At 70.6% G+C, this 21142-nt stretch carries 18 protein-coding genes; 14 read left to right on the top strand and 4 right to left on the bottom strand.

Annotation, left to right across the window (positions count from 1 at the left end):
• Positions 1-125: 125 nt before the first annotated feature.
• Together TN53_RS14765 and TN53_RS14760 are read right to left on the bottom strand one after the other, a co-directional pair.
• On the bottom strand, positions 126-767 hold the full coding sequence (locus TN53_RS14765; protein WP_046258914.1) for a LysE family translocator: 642 nt from the start codon (positions 765-767) through the stop codon (positions 126-128).
• A gap of 78 nt (positions 768-845) precedes the next feature.
• A complete protein-coding gene (locus TN53_RS14760; RefSeq protein ID WP_046258913.1) occupies positions 846-2042 on the bottom strand; it encodes a PucR family transcriptional regulator in 1197 nt (398 codons plus the stop codon).
• Between the two features lie 127 nt (positions 2043-2169).
• Here TN53_RS14760 and TN53_RS14755 point away from each other — a divergent pair, with 127 nt between their 5' ends.
• The 4 genes from TN53_RS14755 to TN53_RS49135 all read left to right on the top strand — a co-directional run bounded on the left by TN53_RS14755 (position 2170) and on the right by TN53_RS49135 (position 6263).
• On the top strand, positions 2170-3096 hold the full coding sequence (locus TN53_RS14755; RefSeq protein ID WP_046258912.1) for a proline dehydrogenase family protein: 927 nt from the start codon (positions 2170-2172) through the stop codon (positions 3094-3096).
• Positions 3097-3282: 186 nt separating this feature from the next.
• A complete protein-coding gene (gene pruA / locus TN53_RS14750; RefSeq protein ID WP_046258911.1) occupies positions 3283-4914 on the top strand; it encodes an L-glutamate gamma-semialdehyde dehydrogenase in 1632 nt (543 codons plus the stop codon).
• Between the two features lie 85 nt (positions 4915-4999).
• Positions 5000-5836 carry an alpha/beta fold hydrolase gene (locus TN53_RS14745; RefSeq protein WP_095046490.1) on the top strand — a complete coding sequence of 279 codons (837 nt, stop codon included), beginning with the start codon at positions 5000-5002 and terminating at the stop codon, positions 5834-5836.
• Positions 5837-6131: 295 nt separating this feature from the next.
• Positions 6132-6263 carry a hypothetical protein gene (locus TN53_RS49135; RefSeq protein ID WP_095046488.1) on the top strand — a complete coding sequence of 44 codons (132 nt, stop codon included), beginning with the start codon at positions 6132-6134 and terminating at the stop codon, positions 6261-6263.
• A 51-nt stretch (positions 6264-6314) separates the two neighbouring features.
• Here the strand turns inward: TN53_RS49135 and TN53_RS14740 are convergent, their stop codons facing one another.
• Positions 6315-7877, bottom strand: coding sequence for a purple acid phosphatase family protein (locus TN53_RS14740; protein ID WP_046258910.1), 1563 nt, complete (start codon positions 7875-7877; stop codon positions 6315-6317).
• A 143-nt stretch (positions 7878-8020) separates the two neighbouring features.
• Here TN53_RS14740 and TN53_RS14735 point away from each other — a divergent pair, with 143 nt between their 5' ends.
• Together TN53_RS14735 and TN53_RS14730 are read left to right on the top strand one after the other, a co-directional pair.
• Positions 8021-9064 carry a 3-isopropylmalate dehydrogenase gene (locus tag TN53_RS14735; RefSeq protein WP_046258909.1) on the top strand — a complete coding sequence of 348 codons (1044 nt, stop codon included), beginning with the start codon at positions 8021-8023 and terminating at the stop codon, positions 9062-9064.
• A gap of 254 nt (positions 9065-9318) precedes the next feature.
• Complete coding sequence (locus TN53_RS14730) at positions 9319-10407, top strand: branched-chain amino acid aminotransferase (protein ID WP_046258908.1); 1089 nt, start codon at positions 9319-9321, stop codon at positions 10405-10407.
• Between the two features lie 96 nt (positions 10408-10503).
• On the opposite strand, the gene TN53_RS14725 is transcribed toward TN53_RS14730, so the two are convergent.
• The gene (locus tag TN53_RS14725) at positions 10504-11949 is read right to left on the bottom strand and encodes a cytosine permease (protein ID WP_046258907.1); all 1446 of its coding nucleotides are present in this window, start codon (positions 11947-11949) and stop codon (positions 10504-10506) included.
• Positions 11950-12071: 122 nt separating this feature from the next.
• Between TN53_RS14725 and ureA the strand changes: the two genes are divergently transcribed.
• The 8 genes from ureA to cimA all read left to right on the top strand — a co-directional run bounded on the left by ureA (position 12072) and on the right by cimA (position 21137).
• A complete protein-coding gene (gene ureA / locus TN53_RS14720; protein ID WP_046258906.1) occupies positions 12072-12767 on the top strand; it encodes an urease subunit gamma in 696 nt (231 codons plus the stop codon).
• Entirely contained in the window at positions 12764-14476 is a 1713-nt protein-coding gene (locus TN53_RS14715; RefSeq protein WP_046258905.1) for an urease subunit alpha, read from the top strand. The genes ureA and TN53_RS14715 overlap by 4 nt, the downstream gene beginning before the upstream one ends.
• Positions 14477-14493: 17 nt before the next feature.
• A complete protein-coding gene (locus TN53_RS14710) occupies positions 14494-15519 on the top strand; it encodes an agmatine deiminase family protein (protein WP_046258904.1) in 1026 nt (341 codons plus the stop codon).
• A gap of 9 nt (positions 15520-15528) precedes the next feature.
• Positions 15529-16029 (top strand): hypothetical protein, encoded by a 501-nt coding sequence (locus TN53_RS14705; RefSeq protein ID WP_046258903.1) that lies wholly within the window; start codon positions 15529-15531, stop codon positions 16027-16029.
• Entirely contained in the window at positions 16026-16631 is a 606-nt protein-coding gene (locus TN53_RS14700) for a TetR/AcrR family transcriptional regulator (protein WP_046258902.1), read from the top strand. The genes TN53_RS14705 and TN53_RS14700 overlap by 4 nt, the downstream gene beginning before the upstream one ends.
• Before the next feature lie 151 nt (positions 16632-16782).
• Entirely contained in the window at positions 16783-17922 is a 1140-nt protein-coding gene (locus tag TN53_RS14695; RefSeq protein WP_052745202.1) for a PD40 domain-containing protein, read from the top strand.
• On the top strand, positions 17919-19202 hold the full coding sequence (locus TN53_RS14690) for a TolB family protein (protein ID WP_234441594.1): 1284 nt from the start codon (positions 17919-17921) through the stop codon (positions 19200-19202). The genes TN53_RS14695 and TN53_RS14690 overlap by 4 nt, the downstream gene beginning before the upstream one ends.
• A 330-nt stretch (positions 19203-19532) precedes the next feature.
• Positions 19533-21137 carry a citramalate synthase gene (gene cimA / locus TN53_RS14685; RefSeq protein WP_046258900.1) on the top strand — a complete coding sequence of 535 codons (1605 nt, stop codon included), beginning with the start codon at positions 19533-19535 and terminating at the stop codon, positions 21135-21137.
• The last annotated feature ends 5 nt before the right edge of the window (positions 21138-21142 follow it).

Raw genomic sequence — 21142 nt, 5'->3', positions numbered from 1 at the left:
GCGGGCCGACAAATCCCAAACCGGACAGTCGAAACGTCAGTCAGTCGACGGGTCAGACCCACCCGCAGCGTCACCACGAACATCATCACTGTCAGTCGAGGCAGGTCGGCAGCAGGGACACGGAGCTACTCCGCGAAGGCGAGGCGTACTCCGAAGGCGGCGATGACCGTGCCGGTGACGCGTTCCAGGACGCGGCGGGCGGACGGGCGACGGAGCGTGTCGCGGAGGGCGCGGGCGAAGAGGATCAGGACGCCCGACCAGATCACCGCGAGCGCGATGTGCACGCCCGCCAGCAGGCCGCCGGCCACCAGGTGCGCCACCGCGCCGCCCTCCGGGACGAACTGCGGCAGGACCGCCATGTAGAAGGCGCCCACCTTCGGGTTGAGCAGGTTCGTCAGGGCACCCTTGCGCCAGCCGCTCCAGAAGCCGCCCCCGGTGTCCGTCTCCTCCGTGGGCCCGGCGTCCCCGCCCCGCCGCCGCAGCGTCGCCCACACCATGCGGGCGCCCATCCAGACCAGGTACGCGGCACCCGCCCAGCGCAGGGCCGTGTAGGCGAGGTGGGACGCGGTCAGGACGGCGGTGACGCCGAGCGCGCCGAGCACGCCCCAGACGAGGGTGCCGGTCTGGATGCCGAGGACGACGCCCCACGCGCGCGTACGGCGCCCCGTGACGGCGCTACGGAGTATGAGGGCGGTGTCGATGCCCGGAGTGAGGGTCAGCAGGCCCACGTTCAGTGCGAAGGAGCCCAGCGCGGAGGCAGTGATCATGCGAGCACTGTAGAGGCGGAAGCTGTCGACTTCCCCTCCTTTCTGCCCGAATTCGGGCAGGGGGACGTCAAAAGAGCTCTAGAGTCGCGCCCCCTTCAGCGCCATGTGCAACAGCAGCCGGTCCTCGCCGTCGTCCAGGTCCAGGCCCGTCAGCTGTTCCACCCGGGACAGGCGGTAGTACAGGGTCTGGCGGTGGATGCCCAGTTCGGCGGCCGTGCGACCCGCCTGGCCCGCGCAGTCGAGGTAGATCTCGGCGGTGCGCGCGAGTTCGCGGTGGGAGGGGGAGAGCAGGGGCCGTACGACGGGGTCGTGGGCCGTCTCCGCGGGGAGCGAGGTCAGCAGCCGGTACGGGCCGATGCGCGACCACTCCGCGACCGGGCCGATCGCCGGCTCCGCGAGAGCCGCCCGGGCCGCCGCCGAGGCCTCCTGCCAGGACGTCGCCAGGTCGCCGAGACCGGTCCGGGGCTCGCCCACGCCGGCCGCCCGGGCGCCTTCCCCCAGCAGCCTCTGCGCCGCAGCGAGCGCCGGGGTCCGCACCTCGGGCGACCGCAGCCGGACGAGGATCGCCAGGCTCTGCGCGCTCGTGCCCCACGGAACCGTGCACAGGGCCGTCGTGTGCGGCACCGTACGCGCGGACGGCGCGTCGTCCGGGTCGGCGGACGGCCACGGCGCGACACACACCACCGCGTGCGGGCCGTCGCCGCGCGGGCCGAGCGCCGTACGCAGCGCCGCCACCGCCATGTCCCCCTGCCAGCCCCGCTCGGCGGTCAGCACCGCCCGCAGCTCACGGCTGAGGTCCGCCCCGTGCTGTGCCTCGTCCGCGAGCAGCGCGCCGATCCGGACCGTCACCTCCATGGCGGCGGCCAGCTGGGACTCGGTGGGCCCGGGGTCGGACTCCAGCAGCCAGACGTATCCCAGGACGACACCCCGATGGCGCACGGGAAGACAGATCCGTCCGCGGTACACCCCCGCCTCGGGCGTCGGCGGGATACGGACGGGACCGGTCGCGCGCGTGATGCCGAAGCCCTCGAACCAGGTCCGGACCGCGGCCGTCGAGCGGCGGGTCAGGATCGAGCGGGCGCGCACCGGGTCCAGCGCCGAGGGATCGAGGTCGCCCTCACTGTCGTACGCCCCGAAGGCGATCAGCTCGAAGTCACGGCTCTCCAGAGTCGCGGGCACCCCGAGAAGCTCGGAGATCTCGTCGACCAGCTCCTGGTAGTCACCGGCTCGGCTGGACGACGCGGCATCGGCTGTCACTCGGGCATTCTCCCGCATAATCCCTGCCCTTCATACATCTGTCTGAGATCTGCGGCACGGATGCGTGACAGCTGTCGATGGCCGACGATCGGAGGGATCCTTAGGTTTCACGGTGGTTCTATCTGCTGGTTTGTGGAGGTGCCCCGTGCTGGGTCCCGTGATTCTTGCCGCGTCGCGCAGCGACCGGATGCGACGCCTGATCTCGGCGGCGCCGGTGACCAAGCAGGTCGTCGACCGCTTCATCCCCGGCGAGACGGTCGACGAGATCGTGCCGATCATCAGGGACCTCACGGACCGGGGCCTGGAACTGACGATGGACGTCGTCGGCGAGGACATCACCACCCCCGAGCAGGCCGAAGCCGCCCGGGACGCGTACCTCCGGCTCGTCGACCGGCTCGAGGAGCTGGACCTCGGTACCCGTGCCGAGATGTCCGTGAAGCTGTCGATGTTCGGACAGGCGCTGCCGGGCGGCCACGAGCTGGCCCTCGCCAATGTCCGGCCGGTCGTCGAGGCCGCCGCCGCCGTCGGTACGACCGTGACGCTGGACGCCGAGGACCACACCACCCTCGACTCGATGTTCGCCATCCACGAGGAGCTGCGGAACGACTTCCCGCAGACCGGCTGCGTCATCCAGGCCTACCTCTTCCGCACCGAGGCCGACGCCCGCCGCCTCGCCGCGAGCGGCAGCCGGGTGCGGCTCGTGAAGGGCGCCTACAAGGAGCCCGCCGAGGTCGCGTACCAGCAGAAGCACGAGATCGACAAGGCGTACGTCCGCATCCTCAAGGTCCTGATGGAGGGCGAGGGGTACCCGATGATCGGGTCCCACGACCCGCGCCTGATCTCCATCGCCCAGGAACTGGCCCACCAGGCCGGCCGCAAGCTCGACGAGTACGAGTTCCAGATGCTGTACGGCATCCGCGGCGACGAACATCTGCGCCTCGCCGCCGAGGGCCACCGCATGCGCGTCTACACGGCCTACGGCACCGACTGGTACGGCTACTTCATGCGCCGTCTGGCGGAGAAGCCGGCGAACCTGCGCTTCTTCGTCCGCAGCATGCTCACCCGGGGCTGAAAGATGACGCACGCACGCGGGTCTTTCGGCCGGGGGTCCGGGGGTTGTCCCCCGGGAAGGCGCAGCATGCGCCGTCTGGCGGAGAAGCCGGCGAACCTGCGCTTCTTCGTCCGCAGCATGATCAGCAAGGGCTGAGCCCGCACACCCGCTCGCAACACCCGCTCAGAACAAGGAGTTACGGATCTCATGGACGCTGTGACCCAGGTCCCCACCCCCGTCAACGAGCCGGTGCACGGCTACGCCCCCGGCTCGCCCGAGCGCGCCCGTCTCGAGGTCAAGCTGAAGGAGCTGGCCGAGAACCCGATCGACCTGCCGATGACCATCGGCGGCGAGAGGCGGCTCGGCGGCGGCGACGCCTTCCAGGTCGTGCAGCCGCACAACCACAAGGCCGTTCTGGGCACGTACCGCAACGCCACCCAGCAGGACGCGCAGGACGCGATCGACGCGGCCCTCGCCGCCGCGCCCGCCTGGCGTGCGATGGCCTTCGACGACCGCGCCGCGATCATCCTGCGCGCCGCCGAACTCCTCGCCGGCCCCTGGCGCGAGACCCTCGCCGCCTCCACCATGCTCGGCCAGTCGAAGACCGCCCAGCAGGCCGAGATCGACACCCCCTGCGAGCTCGTCGACTTCTGGCGCTTCAACGTCCAGTACGCCCGCGACCTGCTCGCCGAGCAGCCCCCGGCGAACTCCCCGGGCGTCTGGAACCGCCTCGACCACCGCCCCCTTGAGGGCTTCGTCTACGCGATCACGCCCTTCAACTTCACGGCGATCGCGGGCAACCTGCCGACGGCCCCGGCGCTCATGGGCAACGTCGTCGTCTGGAAGCCGTCCCCGACGCAGACCCACGCCGCCGTGCTGCTCATGCAGCTCCTGGAGGAGGCCGGGCTGCCCAAGGGCGTCATCAACCTCGTCACCGGCGACGGCATCGAGGTCTCCAAGGTCGCCCTTGAGCACCGCGACCTCGCCGGCATCCACTTCACCGGTTCCACCAAGACCTTCCAGCACCTGTGGAAGACGGTCGGCGCCAACATCGAGAAGTACCGCACCTACCCCCGTCTGATCGGCGAGACCGGCGGCAAGGACTTCGTCGTCGCCCACCCGAGCGCCGACAAGGCGATCCTCAAGACCGCACTGACCCGTGGTGCCTTCGAGTACCAGGGCCAGAAGTGCAGCGCGACCTCCCGGGCCTACATCCCGGCGTCGATCTGGAACAGCGGCTTCAAGGAGGAGTTCGCGGCCGAGGTCGACTACCTCACCATGGGTGATGTCACCGACCTCTCCAACTTCATCGGCGCCGTCATCGACGAGCGCGCCTTCGCCAAGAACAAGGCCGCCATCGACCGCGCGAAGTCCGACCCCGACTGCACGATCGTCGCGGGCGGTTCGTACGACGACTCGGTCGGCTACTTCGTCCGCCCGACCGTCGTCGAGTGTTCGGACCCCGAGAACGAGGTCTTCACCACCGAGTACTTCGGCCCCTTCCTCGCCGTGCACGTCTACGAGGACGACCGGTACGACGAGATGCTGGCCCAGATGGAGTCGGTCTCCGACTACGCCCTGACCGGCTCGGTCATCGCGGGCGACCGCGCGGCGGCGGCGTACACGATGGACAAGTTGCGCTACGCGGCCGGCAACTTCTACATCAACGACAAGTCCACCGGCGCCGTCGTCGGCCAGCAGCCCTTCGGCGGCGGCCGCGCCTCCGGCACCAACGACAAGGCCGGCGCCCCGCAGAACCTGATGCGCTGGACCCTGACCCGCGCCATCAAGGAGACGCTGGTCCCGCCGACCGACTACGCGTACCCGCACATGGGCTGACGGTCGGACAGAGAGCATGGAGGGCCGGGCGATCGCCCGGCCCTTCGTCGTCCCCCGGCCGGACTCATGGCGCAGACTCATGGTCATGACGGTGACGACTGACGACGGTGCACGGCTGTGGGTCTCGCGGCAGGGGCAGGGCGCCGAGGCCCTGGTGCTGTGTCACGGCGGCCCCGGACTGTGGGACATGTTCGAGGACGTGGCCGCCATGCTGGAGGACCGGGCGACCGTCGTCCGCTGGGACCAGCGCGGGTGCGGGCGTTCGGAGCGGGGCGCGGGGCCGTGGACGACGGACCGGTTCGTGGCGGATCTGGACGCCGTACGGCAGCACTTCGCGCTCGATCGGCCCGTGCTGCTCGGCCACTCCTGGGGCGCCCAGCTGGCGCTGAGTTATGCGCTGGCCCACCCGGAGCGGGTGGGGGGCCTCGTGTACGTGGGCGGCACGGGCATCGACCCGGTGTCCACCTGGCGCGGGCCCTTCGAGGAGAACTTCCGCGAGAGGCTGGGGGAGGTGCCCGAACGGTCGGCCCGGTGGCAGGAGTTGACGGACGGCGACCGTGAGCGGGCGGTGCTGCAGTGGTCGGTCGACTTCGAGGACCGGGAGCGGGCGCTGGAGCATGCCGGTCGTATGGCGGACCCCTGGTTCGAGATCAACTTCGAGTGCAACGTGGCGCTGGGTACGGAGACGGGACAGAGCTGGGGCAGCCCGGAGTTGTACGCCGCCTGCCAGGGGCTGGAGGTGCCCGTGCTGATCGTCGACGGTGAGCGGGACATCCGGCCGCGCTGGTCGGTCGACTCGCTGGAGCGGGCGCTGCCCCGGGTGCGGCGGGTGGTGTTGCCGGGTGCCGGGCACCTGCCGTGGGTGGAGGATCCGGAGGGGTTCCGGGAGGCCGTGGAGGCGGCGCTCAGAGACTCCGGCTGAGGAAGTCCGTATCAGCGCGGTGATCTGGGCCGCGTGCCTCTCCAGGATATGAAACCGCAGGTCAGCCCCGTGTGACCCACTACACCGTCTCAGATAGTAGGAAGTCCGAGTAATTGTGGAGACAGACCGAGCGTCCTCCCTTAGCTTTGTAGAAGCCGAACGTCTCGCTCGATCAAGCGAATGGCGGTCGTGAGCCGGGCCCCATGCAGGCAACCCCTGCGGCACCGCTCCCCGCCCCTTCCGGCGTCTCGTAACTTCCTTCTGCACTCCATGATTTCGAAGGAGTCGATTTCTCATGGCCGAGACGACCGCCCGCCGTCGAGTCCGTCACACCGTCCGTACGAGCGAGTCCGACCGCAAGAACGCCGCGGCCGCCCTCCAGCGCGCCCTCGACCGCCGTGACAACGGCGGCTCGACCGGCCACTGAGGCCGCCCACCCAGATACCGGGAGCCGCACCCGCCGGGGTGCGGCGCGGGCTCACGTCCCGCGCCGCACCTCGAAATGGTCGATCCGGTCGCCGTTCTGCGCCAGCGCCGACACCTTGAGCCTCGGCGCCGTACCGCTCTCCGCCTCCACCTGGAGGAAGGAGAAGCCCCGGTAGCGCACCCGCGACCACTCCACGCTCTCCTTGTCCGCGGCCCGTGACTTCGTCCACTGGAAGGTGTCCACGGACTCGCGGTCGTGCACGTGCCCCTCGTAGCTCTCCTGCACGCCCGCCGGGAAGCCGTACAGGTCCTTGCCGCCGCCGCCCGCGGTGACGTACACGGTCCCGTCCCGCGTCGGGTCGGTCGACGCGCCGATCGGCACCCGCCTGCCGACCGCGTCGCCCTTGATGGCGTCGGTGCGCTCGTAGACGTGGTTGTGCCCGTTGATCACCAGGTCCACCTGGTGCTTGGCGAACAGCGGCAGCCACTCCTCGCGCACCCCGCCGTCGGAGGCGTGCGAGGAGGTTGAGTAGGCGCAGTGGTGGAAGAAGACGACGACGAAATCCACCGACCCCCGCAGCTCGCCCAGCTTCTCGTCCAGCCACGCCGTCTGCTTGCCGCCCGTGTAGCCGAGGTTGGCGGGGATCTCGTACGACACGTCGTTGGCGTCCAGCGCCACGAAGCCGACGTTGCCGTATGTGAACGCGTACACGCCCGGCGCCGAGCGCGGATCGAAGCCGCTCTCCGGCAGGGACCAGCGGGCGAGCTGGCCGCCGTAGCCGTCGGGGGAGTACCAGGCCTCCATGTCGTGGTTGCCGGTCGTCACCATCCACGGCACCGACCGCGCGACCTCCTCGTTCTGCTTGAGGAACAGGTCCCAGTACGAGGGGTCGTAGCCGTCCGACTCCTCGCCCCGGCCGTTGACGTTCGCGTAGCAGATGTCCCCCGCGTGGAGATGGAACGCGGGGTTCTGGCGCAGCAGGGTGTGGTCGCCCGCGGCCGCCGCCTTGCTTACACCCTGGTCGCCGAAGGCCGTGAAGACGAACTTCTCCGGGCTCGCCGGGGCGGTGCGGAAGGACGCGATGGTGGAGCGGTGTGCGGCGGCGGCCGGGTCGAGTCCGTCGTGGCCGACGCCGTAGTAGTACGTGGTGCCGGGGCGCAGACCGTCCAGGGCGGCGTGCAGGTAGTACTGGTCGAGCGCCGCGCGGACGCCTGTGACGCCCGGGGTGTGCAGATCGCGTACCTCGGCCTCGATCCTGCGGCTCAGCTCGTCGGGGCGGGTGCCGATCCGGACGTACGGCTTCTGCACCGCGAGCGGGACCTGCCAGGAGATCCGCATCTGCGTCTTCGGGTCGGCGCCGAAGGCGAGATGGCGGCCGAAGGGGGCGACGACCGAGCCGTGCACCTTGGTGACGGGGGACGGGGAAGCGGTTCTACGGGAGGAGGGTGCGGGCGTGTCTCCCGCGCAGCCGCCGGTCAGCAGGCCGCCCGCCACCGCGCCGGCCGTCACCAGGGTGCGGCGCCGGGTCAGCTTCGTGCGCAGATACTCGTACTGCTCGGCCATGCTCATCCGGCTCGCGAGCTGCGCCGGGATGCCGACGTCGGGAAGGTCCATGCTGGTGAAGTTCCCAGCGGATCCCAACGCCCGCCATACGTACGGGTGAACGCCAGTCGAAGGGCTGACGCCCAGGTGCATGCGGCTGTCCGGATGGCGGACGCTCCGTGTCATCCCATGGGACGCGGGAGTAGGGTGCGGGCATGTCTCGCAGCATCAATCTCGCAGTCATTCCGGGTGACGGCATCGGCCAGGAGGTCGTGTCCGAAGGCCTGAAGGTCCTCTCCGCCGTCCTTCCGCAGGATGTGAAGCTGGAGACCAAGGAGTACGACTTCGGCGCCAAGCGCTACCACGCCACCGGTGAGACCCTCACCGACGCCGACGTGGACGCGCTGAAGCAGCACGACGCGATCCTCCTCGGTGCCATCGGCGACCCCAGCGTCCCCTCCGGCGTCCTGGAGCGCGGCTTCCTGCTCAAGCTCCGCTTTCTCTTCGACCACCACGTCAACCTGCGGCCGTCGAAGCTGCTGCCGGGTGTCGAGACTCCCCTCAAGGGTGAGCCCGCCATCGACTTCGTCGTGGTCCGCGAGGGCACCGAGGGCCCGTACACCGGCAACGGCGGCACCATCCGCAAGGGCACCCCGCACGAGGTCGCCACCGAGGTCTCCGTGAACACGGCCTTCGGTGTCGAGCGTGTCGTCCGCGACGCCTTCGCCCGCGCCCAGGCCCGCCCCCGCAAGAAGCTCACGCTGGTCCACAAGAACAACGTGCTCTCCTTCGCGGGTCACCTGTGGACGAACGTCTTCAACACGGTGGCCGAGGAGTTCCCCGAGGTCACCACCGACTACATCCACGTCGACGCGGCCACGATCTACCTGGTCACCGACCCGGCCCGGTTCGACGTGATCGTCACCGACAACCTCTTCGGCGACATCATCACCGACCTCGCCGCGGCCGTCTCCGGCGGCATCGGCGTCGCGGCGAGCGGCAACATCAACCCCAGCGGCGAGTTCCCGTCGATGTTCGAGCCCGTCCACGGCTCGGCCCCCGACATCGCCGGCCAGGGCAAGGCCGACCCCACCGCCACGGTCCTGTCCGTCGCGCTGCTCCTGCGTCACCTCGGCTACGAGGCCGAGGCCGCCCGGATCGACGAGGCGGTCTCCACCGACCTCGCCGAGCGCACCGGCAAGCCCGCCCGCAGCACGTCGGAGATCGGCGACGCGCTGGCCGTACGAGTAGCCGGCTGACCCGCGGCACTCACAGCACCACTCGAAGCCGCCGGGTCGCATCCGCACCCGGCGGCTTTCCTTATGTCCCCGCCGGGTGCCACCATCATCCCCTGGGTCGCATTCACGCCGTTTTCTTCCACGGCCTCCGTAGCGCGATAATCGAACGCGGAGCCGCGGAATGAGGGAATGCTCGGACGTCCTAGCACTGGCAACTGACAGTAAAGGGCGTGAGCGCGGCCCGTCACTACACAACCGGTGAAGGACAACCACTCATGACGACGCCCACGATCGAGCTCAAGCCCTCAGCCTCGCCACTTTCCGACGCCGACCGCGCCGCGATCCTGGCGAACCCCGGCTTCGGCCGCCACTTCACCGACCACATGGTCGTCATCAAGTGGACCGAGGGCCGCGGCTGGCACGACGGCCAGCTCGTGCCGTACGCCCCGCTCCAGCTCGACCCGGCGACGATGGTCCTGCACTACGCGCAGGAGATCTTCGAGGGCCTCAAGGCGTACCGCCAGCCCGACGGGACCGTCGCCACCTTCCGCCCCGAGAAGAACGCCGAGCGCTTCCAGCGTTCCGCGCACCGCCTCGGCATGCCGGAGCTGCCGGTCGAGACGTTCATCGAGGCCTGCGACGTCCTCGTCCAGCAGGACCGGGCCTGGGTCCCGGCGCACGGCGGCGAGGAGTCCCTCTACCTGCGCCCCTTCATGATCGCCACCGAGGTCGGCCTGGGCGTCAAGCCCGCCAACGAGTACCTCTTCCTGGTCATCGCCTCCCCGGCCGGCGCCTACTTCCCCGGCGGCGTCAAGCCGGTCTCCATCTGGCTCTCCGAGGACCGCGTCCGCGCCGTCCCCGGCGGCATGGGCGACGCGAAGACGGGCGGCAACTACGCGGCCTCCCTCCTCGCCCAGGCCGAGGCGGCCGCCAAGGGCTGCGACCAGGTCTGCTACCTCGACGCGGTCGAGCACAAGTGGGTCGAGGAGCTCGGCGGCATGAACCTGTACTTCGTGTACGGCGACAAAATCATCACCCCGGCGCTGACGGGCTCGATCCTGGAGGGCGTGACGCGCGACTCCCTGCTGGCGGTCGCCCGTGACCTCGGCTACGAGTCCGAGGAGGGCCGCGTCTCCATCGACCAGTGGCAGCGCGACGCCGAGAACGGCACCCTGACCGAGGTCTTCGCCTGTGGCACGGCCGCCGTGATCACCCCGGTCGGCACGGTGAAGCGCGCGAACACCGAGTGGCAGCAGACGGGCGGCGAGCCGGGCGAGGTCACGCTGAAGCTGCGCCAGGCTCTGCTGGACATCCAGCGCGGCACGGCCGAGGACAAGCACGGCTGGATGCACCAGCTGGGCTGACCGTCACCTTCGCCCGCAGCCCCTCCGACCACCGTCGCGAGGGGCTGCGGTGCTCCCCCTCGGACTCGTCCGACGGATCCGGCACGGTCCCCTGCGTTACGACGCTGTGGAACTGCGCCGGCTCTCCGATCCGGACGAGGCGGAGGAGGCCGTGGGCTGACTCGGCTGCCGGGCCGTCAGCCCCACGTACGTCAGCCCACCCACGAGCCCCGACAGCAGGAAGCTGTAGTCCACCCCGCCCGTCCACACCAGCAGCGGACCCTCGTACGACGGCAGGGAGACCGCCAGCAGACCGACCCCCGCGCCGAGTGCCCAGGCCGTCGTCGCCGCGATGTTCCAGCCACCCCGGAACCAGTAGATCCCGCCCCGCGCACGGTGGTTGAAGACCTGCAGGGCCTTCGCGTCGTACACGCCGCGACAGCGCGCGAAGCCGATGAGGGTGATGACCGCCCACGGGGTGCCGATCGCTGTCAGGAGCAGGACGAAGGACGTCATCGCGTTCTGGGCGGTCGAGGCGTAGTGGCCGATGAACACGCAGACCGTCGCGACCACCGCCACCGCGCAGGTGGCCTGTGCCCGGGACGCGCGCGGCAGGATGGCGTCCAGGTCGAGGCCCATGGAGTAGAGCATCAGGCCCGCGTTGCCGACCGAGCCGGCGGAGGCGGCCAGCAGGAGCGGGAGCAGGTACCAGGCGGGCGAGGCGTCCACCAGCGGGCCCGCGTAGTCGAGGGCCGCGCGGGCCGCGTACGCCGTGAACGTGCCGAAGAGCTGCGGCACCAGCAGTCCCACGACCAGACCCAGCCAGGTCGCGTGCAGCACCCGGCGGGAGGAGTGGCGGGAGGGTGAGATGTAGCGGGTGTAGTCGCCGAGCAGGGTGATGAAGGCGATCGGCCCCGACAGCCCCGCCGCCACCGTCGCCAGCAGCCACGTCGGCCAGAACCCGCCCAGCAGATAGCCGCCGGCCTGCGGCAGCGCCTCCGTCGTGAAGTGCGGGGCGTAGGCCACGACCCCCAGCGCCAGCAGCGCGGTCATCCCGACCGCCAGCACCCGCGACATCGCGAGCAGCACGCGGTAGCCGTACACGGCGCCCGCCACCGTCGCCGCCGCGAGCAGCCCGTAGACGACGCCGTACGACACCCCGCTCGCCGGCATCCCGGACAGTCGGCCGAGCGCGCCCACCATCACATCGCCGCCGATCCAGACGGTCAGCGTGGTGTAGCCGAGGGCCAGCAGCAGGCCGACCACCGAGCCGACGAGCCTGCCGCGCACGCCGAACTGGGCGCCGGAGGACGTGGACAGGTTCGTCGCCGTGCGCAGGGAGATCAGCGCCAGCGGCGCCGTGAGCAGCGTCCCGACCGCCGTGCCCGCCACGATCGAGCTCACCGACGCCCACCAGTCCAGGCCGAAGGACGGCGGCAGCCAGCCGAAGACGATCACGCCCAGGCAGAGGTTCGAGCCGAGCAGGATCGAGACGAGATCGCGCGGCCCGCTGGTGCGTTCCCCGTCCGGGATCGTGTCGACTCCGCGCTGTTCCATCGGCATACCGGGTCTCCTTCGAGCGACACTTAGAATGCTACTCAATGTGGTGCGTTCCAAGAGAGACGTCAAGGGTTCCGTTCATGGGCAACCTTGATTAGAGTGACGTTCTAAACGAAGGGAACGACATGCGGCTGACCCCCACCGAACGCGACCGGCTGCTGCTCTTCGGAGCCGCCGAGCTGGCCCGTGCCCGCCGCGCCCGAGGACTGAGGCTCAACGTGCCGGAGGCCACCGCGCTCATCGCGGACACCGTGTGCGAGGCCGCCCGGGACGGCGCGCGGCTCGCCGAGGCGATCGAGCGGGCCCGCACGGTGCTCGGTCCGGACGACGTGCTGCCCGGTGTCGCGGACGTCGTCACCGAGGTGCATGTCGAGGCCGTCTTCGACGACGGGTCCCGGCTGGCCGTGGTGAGCGACCCGATCGGCGGCGGGCTCGGCCCCGAGGCTCCCGGCGCGCTGCTGCCCGGGCCCGAGCACGCCGAACCCGAGGCCGTCGTACGGCTGACGGTCACCAACACCGCGACCGTCCCCGTCTCCGTCACCTCCCACTTCCACTTCTTCGAGGTCAACCCGCGCCTCGACTTCGACCGCGCCGAGGCCTACGGGACACGGCTCGCCGTACCGGCCGGTTCCTCGGTGCGGTTCGGGCCGGGGGAGTCGCTGGAGGTCGGCCTGATACCGATCGGCGGTGCCCGCGTCGCCATCGGCTTCGCCGGGCTCGTCGACGGACCGCTGGACGCGCCCGGCGCCCGCGAGGAGGCCCTGCGCCGCGCCGCCGCCTGCGGCTACCTCGGCGTGCCCACCGAGGAGGCCGACCGATGAGCCGCCCCGGAGGGCACCCCGCCGAGGCCCGCCGCCTCACCCCTCACGAGTACGCCGCCGCCCACGGCCCCCGCGCCGGCGACCGCATCCGGCTCGGCGACTCCGGGCTGACGATCCGCGTCGAGGCCGACTCCCAGCGCTACGGCGACGAGTTCCTCGCCGGCTTCGGCAAGACCGCACGCGACGGACTGCACCTCAAGGCCGCGGCCGTGCGGGAGACCTGTGACGTCGCCATCAGCAACGTCGTCGTGATCGATGCCGTGCAGGGGATCCGCAAGGTCTCCATCGGCATCCGCGAGGGGCGGATCTGTTCCATCGGGCGGGCCGGGAACCCCGACACGCTTGACGGGGTCGACGTCGTCGTCGGCACCGGCACGTCCATCGTGTCCGGCGAGGGGCTCATCGCCACCGCCGGGGCCGTCGACACCCACGTGCATCTGCTGTCGCCACGGATCATGGAGGCGTCGCTGGCCTCCGGCGTGACCACGGTCATCGGGCAGGAGTTCGGGCCGGTGTGGGGCGTCGGCGTCAACTCGCCCTGGGCGCTGCGGCACGCGTTCAGCGCCTTCGACGCCTGGCCGGTCAACATCGGTTTCCTGGGCCGGGGTTCGTCCTCCCGCGACGCGCCGCTGATCGAGGCTCTCGCCGAGGGCGGTGCGTCCGGCTTCAAGGTGCACGAGGACATGGGCGCCCACACCCGGGCGTTGGACACGGCGCTCCGGGTCGCCGAGGAACACGACGTCCAAGTCGCCCTGCACAGCGACGGGCTGAACGAGTGCCTGTCCGTCGAGGACACCCTGCGCGTCCTGGAGGGGCGCACCATCCACGCCTTCCACATCGAGGGCTGCGGCGGCGGACATGTCCCGAACGTGCTGAAGATGGCGGGCGTCGCGAACGTCATCGGCTCCTCCACCAACCCCACCCTGCCCTTCGGCCGGGACGCGGTCGCCGAGCACTACGGCATGATCGTCTCCGTCCACGACCTCAAGACCGACCTGCCCGGCGACGCCGCCATGGCCCGCGATCGCATCCGCGCCGGAACCATGGGCGCCGAGGACGTACTGCACGACCTGGGCGCGATCGGCATCACCTCCTCGGACGCGCAGGGCATGGGGCGAGCGGGCGAGACGGTCCGCCGTACCTTCGCCATGGCCGGGAAGATGAAAGCCGAGTTCGGCGCCCCCGACGACGACCACGACAACGAACGCGTCCTGCGCTACATGGCCAAGCTGACGATCAACCCGGCCATCGCGCACGGCCTTTCGCACGAGGTCGGTTCCATCGAGGTCGGGAAGCTGGCCGACATCGTGCTGTGGCGCCCGGAGTACTTCGGCGCGAAACCGCAGCTGGTACTGAAGTCCGGCTTCCCGGCGTACGGCGTGGTGGGGGACCCCAACGCGGCGACGGACACCTGTGAACCCCTGGTGCTGGGACCGCAGTTCGGCGCGTACGGCGCCGCCCCCGCCGATATCTCGGTCGCCTTCGTCGCACAGGCGGCGCTCGACCAGGGCAACGACTCCATGCCGACCCGCCGCCGCAGGGTCGCCGTCCGCGGCACCCGCGGCATCGGACCGGCCGACCTGCGCCTCAACTCCCGTACCGGAGCGGTCGATGTCGACCAGCGCACCGGCCTGGTCACCCTCGACGGCGAGCCGCTGCGCTCCGAGCCGGCCGACTCCGTCTCCCTCAACCGCCTGTACTTCCTCTAGGACCCCTGGAGCACCTGATGACCTACCGCATGCCCGCCGAGTGGGAGCCGCACGAGCGCACGTGGATGGCCTGGCCCGGACCCAACGCGACCTTCACCGACGACGAGGAGCTCGCCGAGGCCCGGACCGCCTGGGCCTCGGTGGCCCGCGCCGTGCGCCGCTTCGAGCCGGTGACGATGGTGCACGGCACGGGCCAGGGGGAGTCCGCGCGCGAGCTGCTCGGACCGGACGTCGACCTGGTGGAGCGCGAGCTCGACGACGCGTGGATGCGTGACATCGGGCCCACGTTCGTCAGCGACGGCCGTCGACTGGCCGCCGTGGACTGGGTGTTCAACGGCTGGGGAGCACAGGACTGGGCGAGCTGGGAGCACGACTCCAAGATCGCCCGCCATGTCGCGGACCTGGCCGGAGTGCCGGTACGGAGCAGCACAATGGTCAACGAGGGCGGCGCGATCCACGTCGACGGCGAGGGCACGGTCCTGCTCACCGAGACGGTCCAGCTCGGCGCCGGGCGCAATCCCGGCTGGACGCGCGAGCGGGTCGAGGCGGAGATCCACGCCCGGCTCGGCACCAGCAAGGCGATCTGGCTCCCGCACGGCCTCGCCGGCGACTACGGCACGTACGGCACCCAGGGTCACGTCGACATCGTCGCGGCCTTCGCCGGGCCCGGCACCGTGGTCGTCCACAGCCAGCGGAACCCCGACCACCCCGACCACGCCCGCTCGCGGGAGTACGTCGAGATCCTGCGCGGACAGACGGACGCGAAGGGCCGTCGCCTGGAGGTCGTCGAGATCCCCGCCCCCACGGTCCTCAGGGACGAGGACGGGGAGTGGGTCGACTACTCGTACATCAACCACTACCTCTGCAACGGCGGCGTGGTGCTCTGCGCCTTCGACGACCCGAACGACGAACTGGCGGCCGGTATCTTCCGTCGGCTCTTCCCCGGGCGGACGGTGACACTGGTGGACGCGCGGACCGTCTTCGCGGGTGGCGGCGGTATCCACTGCATCACCCAGCAGCAGCCGAGGGCGACGGTCAGGTAGAACGTACGGGTGAACGTGCTGACCTGTGCCGCCTGCGGAAGCCGCCTGACCGAGCCGCTGCGGCTCCTGCCTCAAGTGCCGCCCCGCCCGGAGTACGAGGGGCTGAAGAACCCCGACGGCTCCCGGCACGCCCCGTCGACCCTGCCGCGCGGGACGTACGCGCTGGACCCGGAGCCGTGCGGGGCGCCGTACGTGCCGCATCCCGACCCCGAGTGGTGCGGATCCGCCCACCCGGGAGACGTGTGCATGGGAGACCCCGACGGACCGGGGTGCCTGATGTCCGCGGGGCCGCGCGACACATGGGTCGTCCACCCCGAGGACACCCGTGGGCGCTTGTCCGCCGACCCCGCCGCCGAGGAGACCGGGTGCTGCGGCCGTCCCGGGCGCGAGGGGTCGAACGAGGTCTGTGCGCAGTGCGATACGGCGGTGGCGACGCTGTTCTCCGAGTGCTACGGCCCGTACGAGACGCACTTCCTGCCCCGCGCCGTCCGCGTGGAGGCCGCCGTATGACCCCCGCCCGCCGCCGCACCCCCGCCCCGCCCCGCGAGGAGGTCCTCGTCGCCGCCATGGAGATGATCGCCGAACTCGGCCTGGAGAAGCTCACCATGGCGGCCCTCGGCCGCGAGGTCGGGATGAGCAGCGGCCACCTCCTGTACTACTTCCACTCCAAGGACGAGCTGCTGCTCCGGACCCTGGAGTGGAGCGAGGGCCGGCTGGGCGCCGAGCGCGGCCGCCTCCTCACCCGCACGGCCACCGCGCGCGAACGGCTCGATGCGTACGTCGACCTGTACGTCCCCGACGGCCATCGCGACCCCCACTGGACCCTCTGGCTGGAGGTCTGGAACCGCTCGCAGAACGCCCCCGCCGACGCCCGCGACCGGCAGGCCGCCATCGAGGGCGCCTGGCACCGCGACCTGGTGGCACTGCTGGCGGAAGGGGTGTCGAGGGGCGAGTTCCGCGCGGTCGACCCGGACCGCGTGGCCGCCCGGCTGCGGGCGCTGCTCGACGGCTTCTCCATCCACGTGGCGATCGGACTACGAGGCACGGACCGAGCGCAGATTCTCGGCCACGTACGGGAGTTCCTGGACGAGAACCTCCTCGCGGACGCGTGACCCCGAGCCCGGGTTGTACGCAATAAGGCCGATTGACCCTGTGACCCGTGGTGCGTTTGCCTCATGGGGAGCCTTGGCGGCAGGGCCTGCGCGGGGCCGGGGGAGAGCGTCCACGGGGAACACAGGGGGGAACATGTCCAGAGCTGTACGTGTGTCCAGCGTGTCCTTAGGTACGGCGCTGCTGCTCGCGCTCACCGGAACGACCGCCGGTGCCGAGCTGCACGCGCCCCGAGTGCACAGGGTCAGCACGGCCACCGACGCCAGCCAGGCCGACGGGGAGTCGACGGGCGCCGCGATCAGTGCCGACGGCCGCAAGGTGGCGTTCACCTCCATCGCACCGAGCTTCGGCTGCGCGCGCTTCGACAGGTGCCTGCTCGTGAAGGACCTGGACGACGGCGGGGTCACCAAGATCGACCTCGGCAGCGGCTACACGTACGGCTCGCCCGCGCCGAGCGCCGACGGCAGCCGTATCGCGTTCTCCGCGGGCACCCGGTTCCTCGCGCCCTACTTGTACGACAGCGCCACCGGCCGTGCGGAGAAGCTGTGGCCGCAGGACCCGCCCGGCTTCAACGAGTTGGGCCGCGTGCAGTCGATCAGCCCGGACGGTACACACGTCGCGTACACCATCGGCAACCGCAACGGTGACGCGAACTTCCGGCTGCTGTACGTCCGTGACACGGCCACCGGCACCGACGGGCTGATCTCACCGGCCGAGGAGGGCGACAAGCCGGGGGCCTCGGTGAGCGGCGACGGCGAGAAGGTCGTGTACTCCGTCCGCGGTGACGTGGAGGCGGAGGACCCGGCCGACCTCTTCGTCAAGGACCGGGCGACGGGCGGGCGCACCCAGGTCGGGTACATCGCCTTCGAGCAGGGCGGCGAGGTCCACGTCCGCGACCTGGACACCGGCGCCCTGTCGACGCTCGGCGCGGGCTCGGCGCCGTCGATCAGCGCGGACGGCCGCAAGGTCGCCTTCCAACAGGGTGGCGAGGTACGCGTCCGCGACCTCGACACCGCAACGACCACCCGGATCAGGGGCAGCCAGCCCTCGCTCTCCGGGAACGGCACGCACGTGGCGTACACCTCGCGCGGCGCCGTATACCTGCGGGAACTCGCCACCGGGAAGCGGCAGTTGATCAGCGTCGACCGCTGGGGCGGCCGCAACGACCTCTCGGCCCGGCACCCTTCCATCAACGCCGACGGCACGGTCGTCGCCTTCGAGTCGGCGTCACCCGATCTGGTGGAAGGAGACACCAACGGGGTGTCGGACGTCTTCCTGCGGACAGTGCAATGACCAGCAGCAACCACTACGGGGGAACCATCATGTACAGCACCAAGCGAGCCCTGGCGCTCGCCGTCACCGTCGCCGCCGCCACGGCGACCCTGACCGGCCCGGCCGCGAGCGCCGCGCCCAAGGCCCCGCGCACCGAGAAGGCGAGCGTGGCTTCGGACGGCACCAACGGCAACGCGTCGTCCAGCGGGCAGAGCATCAGCGCGAACGGCCGCTACCTGGCCTTCCGCTCCGCCGCCGACAACCTGGTCCCGGGTGACACCGACGGCACCGCCGACGCCTTCGTCCGCGACCTGAAGACCGGCACCACCCGCCTGGCGAGTACCGCCGGGGACGGCAACGTCCTGGACGTCTCCCTGAGCGCGAACGGCCGGTATCTCGCGTACACCATCAACCCCACCTACAACACCGACGACAACCACATCTGGATCAAGAACCTGAAGACCGGCGCCGTCCAGCAGATCGACGACGCCATCGCCCCCGGCTACGCGGGCATCGCCGGCCCCGCGCTCAGCGCCGACGGCCGCTATGTGGCCTTCGTCGCCCTGCGCAACAGCGACGAGGCACCGGCGGGCGACCGGTCCAGCCGTGTCTACCGCGTCGACCGCGTCACCGGCGAGCGGGTCCGCATCAGCCAGGTGCCGGGCGAGGGCGCCTGGAAGTCCGCCGCCACCCGCCCGTCGATCAGCGCGGACGGCAGCCGGGTCGGCTACCAGTTCTTCGTCCCGCAGCCCACCCGGGGCGACTGGAGCGACGCCTACGTCCGTGATGTGCCGAGCGGCGAACTGTTCCAGGTCGACAAGGCGCCGGACGGCAAGGTGTCCGACGGCCAGACCGAGTTCCCGCAGGTCAGCGCCGACGGTCGGTACGCGGTCTTCAACTCACTGGACTCGCAGCTGACACCGGACGACACCAACGGCAGCCACAACGTCTTCGTACGCGACCTGAAGACGGGGTCGGTGAGCCGGATCGACGGCGCCGACCCGGCCGCCTACACCGCCTACCCCCGGCTCAGCGACGACAGCAGGCATCTCGCGTTCGGCTCGGCCGCCCCGGCCTCGGACGACGCGCGGCAGGTGTACGTACGCGATCTGCGCACCGGACGCACGGTGCTCGTCAGTGTCGCGGCGCAGGGAGGTCCGAGCGCCGACCCCGCGGAATTCCCGGTGATCGACCGGCACGGCCGTACGGTCGCCTTCAGCAGCTGGGCCAACGACCTCGTGCCCGAGGACGCCGGGCAGACCGACTTCACCACCAACGTCTACGTACGCCACCTGAAGTGACCCACCTGAAGTGACTCACCCGAAGTGATCGACCGCATCCTGAGACAGCCGTGAGCGAGGCGCGGGGGTTGTGCCAGACTGCCCCCGTGCTCTCGTTCGTCATGATTATTGGCAGCAGGCGCGCCGGTCCGCAGTGACCGCCACGTACGACCAGGTACGGGCGGACACCGTCGTCCTCGACCCGCGCGCAGACCTCTCGCACCCGCGAGAGGTTTTTCGCTTTTCTGGCCCATCCGCAGCCAGAGGCGAGAGCGCGAGGGACTATGTGGGGACGGTGGAGCCGGTCATTCCGGTACAGACCGAGATCCAATCCTCAGGAGCCTTGAGACCATGACCGCAACCAGCGAGCTCGACGACCAGTTCCACGTCTTCGACACCACCCTGCGCGACGGCGCCCAGCGGGAGGGCATCAACCTCACCGTCGCGGACAAGCTGGCCATCGCGCGGCACCTGGACGACTTCGGCGTGGGCTTCATCGAGGGCGGCTGGCCCGGCGCCAACCCGCGGGACACCGAGTTCTTCGCCCGCGCCCAGCAGGAGATCGAGTTCAAGCACGCCCAGCTGGTCGCCTTCGGCGCGACGCGCCGGGCCGGTGCCAAGGCGGCGGAGGACCCGCAGGTCAACGCGCTGCTGGCGTCCGGTGCCCCGGTGATCACCCTGGTCGCCAAGTCCCACGACCGCCATGTCGAACTCGCCCTGCGCACCACGCTGGACGAGAACCTGGAGATGGTCCGCGACACGGTGTCGTATCTGACGGCACAGGGCCGCCGGGTCTTCGTCGACTGCGAGCACTTCTTCGACGGCTACCGCGCGAACCCGGAGTACGCGAAGGCGGTCGTACGGACGGCCTCGGAAGCAGGCGCGTCCGTGGTCATCCTCTGTGACACCAACGGCGGCATGCTCCCCGCCCAGGTCCAGGCGGTCGTCTCCACGGTCCTCGCCGACACCGGCGCCCGGCTCGGCATCCACACCCAGGACGACACGGGCTGCGCGGTCGCGAACACCCTGGCCGCGGTGGACGCGGGCGCGACCCACGTGCAGTGCACGGCCAACGGCTACGGCGAGCGGGTGGGCAACGCCAACCTGTTCCCGGTGGTCGCGGCCCTGGAGCTGAAGTACGGCAAGAAGGTGCTGCCGGAGGGCAAGCTGCGCGAGATGACGAGGATCTCGCACGCGATCGCCGAGGTAGTGAACCTCACCCCGTCAACGCACCAGCCCTACGTGGGCGTCTCGGCCTTCGCCCACAAGGCCGGCCTGCACGCCTCGGCCATCAAGGTCGACCCTGACCTGTACCAGCACATCGACCCCGAGCAGGTCGGCAACACCATGCGCATGCTGGTCTCCGACATGGCGGGCCGCGCCTCGGTCGAGCTCAAGGGCAAGGAACTGGGCGTGGACCTCGGCGGTGACCGCGAGGTGGTCGGCCGGGTGGTCGAGCGCGTGAAGGAACGCGAGCTCAAGGGTTACACGTACGAGGCGGCGGACGCCTCGTTCGAGCTGCTGCTCCGCGCCGAGGTAGAGGGCAAGCCCCTCAAGTACTTCCAGGTCGAGTCCTGGCGCGCGATCGTCGAGGACCGCCCCGACGGCAGCCACGCCAACGAGGCCACGGTGAAGCTCTTCGCCAAGGGCGAGCGCATCGTGGCGACGGCGGAGGGCAACGGTCCGGTGAACGCGCTGGACCGCTCTCTGCGGGTGGCCCTCGAAAAGATCTACCCCCAGCTCGCCAAGCTCGATCTCGTCGACTACAAGGTCCGCATCCTGGAAGGCGTCCACGGCACGCAGTCCACGACTCGGGTACTGATCTCGACGTCCGACGGGGCGGGGGAGTGGTCGACGGTGGGAGTCGCGGAGAACGTGATCGCGGCGTCTTGGCAGGCGCTGGAGGATGCTTACACGTACGGGTTGCTGCGGGCGGGTGTGGAGCCGGCGGAGTAGGAAGC

The organism is Streptomyces sp. WM6386 (assembly GCF_000972385.1).
In the GTDB taxonomy this organism is placed as follows: Bacteria; Actinomycetota; Actinomycetes; order Streptomycetales; family Streptomycetaceae; genus Streptomyces.
The sequence above is the reverse complement of the archived record's forward strand: the minus strand, read 5'-3'. Positions and strand labels throughout refer to the sequence as shown.

What these genes read in the sequence shown, in the direction of transcription:
- TN53_RS14730 (WP_046258908.1), top strand. Translation starts at nt 9,319, where the DNA reads ATGACGACGCCCACGATCGAGCTCAAGCCCTCAGCCTCGCCACTTTCC.
- TN53_RS14710 (WP_046258904.1), top strand. Translation starts at nt 14,494, where the DNA reads ATGACCTACCGCATGCCCGCCGAGTGGGAGCCGCACGAGCGCACGTGG.
- TN53_RS14760 (WP_046258913.1), bottom strand. Translation starts at nt 2,042, where the DNA reads ATGCGGGAGAATGCCCGAGTGACAGCCGATGCCGCGTCGTCCAGCCGA.
- cimA (WP_046258900.1), top strand. Translation starts at nt 19,533, where the DNA reads ATGACCGCAACCAGCGAGCTCGACGACCAGTTCCACGTCTTCGACACC.
- TN53_RS49135 (WP_095046488.1), top strand. Translation starts at nt 6,132, where the DNA reads ATGGCCGAGACGACCGCCCGCCGTCGAGTCCGTCACACCGTCCGTACG.
- TN53_RS14690 (WP_234441594.1), top strand. Translation starts at nt 17,919, where the DNA reads ATGACCAGCAGCAACCACTACGGGGGAACCATCATGTACAGCACCAAG.
- TN53_RS14735 (WP_046258909.1), top strand. Translation starts at nt 8,021, where the DNA reads ATGTCTCGCAGCATCAATCTCGCAGTCATTCCGGGTGACGGCATCGGC.
- TN53_RS14740 (WP_046258910.1), bottom strand. Translation starts at nt 7,877, where the DNA reads ATGGACCTTCCCGACGTCGGCATCCCGGCGCAGCTCGCGAGCCGGATG.
- ureA (WP_046258906.1), top strand. Translation starts at nt 12,072, where the DNA reads ATGCGGCTGACCCCCACCGAACGCGACCGGCTGCTGCTCTTCGGAGCC.
- TN53_RS14745 (WP_095046490.1), top strand. Translation starts at nt 5,000, where the DNA reads ATGACGGTGACGACTGACGACGGTGCACGGCTGTGGGTCTCGCGGCAG.
- TN53_RS14700 (WP_046258902.1), top strand. Translation starts at nt 16,026, where the DNA reads ATGACCCCCGCCCGCCGCCGCACCCCCGCCCCGCCCCGCGAGGAGGTC.
- TN53_RS14725 (WP_046258907.1), bottom strand. Translation starts at nt 11,949, where the DNA reads ATGCCGATGGAACAGCGCGGAGTCGACACGATCCCGGACGGGGAACGC.
- TN53_RS14715 (WP_046258905.1), top strand. Translation starts at nt 12,764, where the DNA reads ATGAGCCGCCCCGGAGGGCACCCCGCCGAGGCCCGCCGCCTCACCCCT.
- pruA (WP_046258911.1), top strand. Translation starts at nt 3,283, where the DNA reads ATGGACGCTGTGACCCAGGTCCCCACCCCCGTCAACGAGCCGGTGCAC.
- TN53_RS14765 (WP_046258914.1), bottom strand. Translation starts at nt 767, where the DNA reads ATGATCACTGCCTCCGCGCTGGGCTCCTTCGCACTGAACGTGGGCCTG.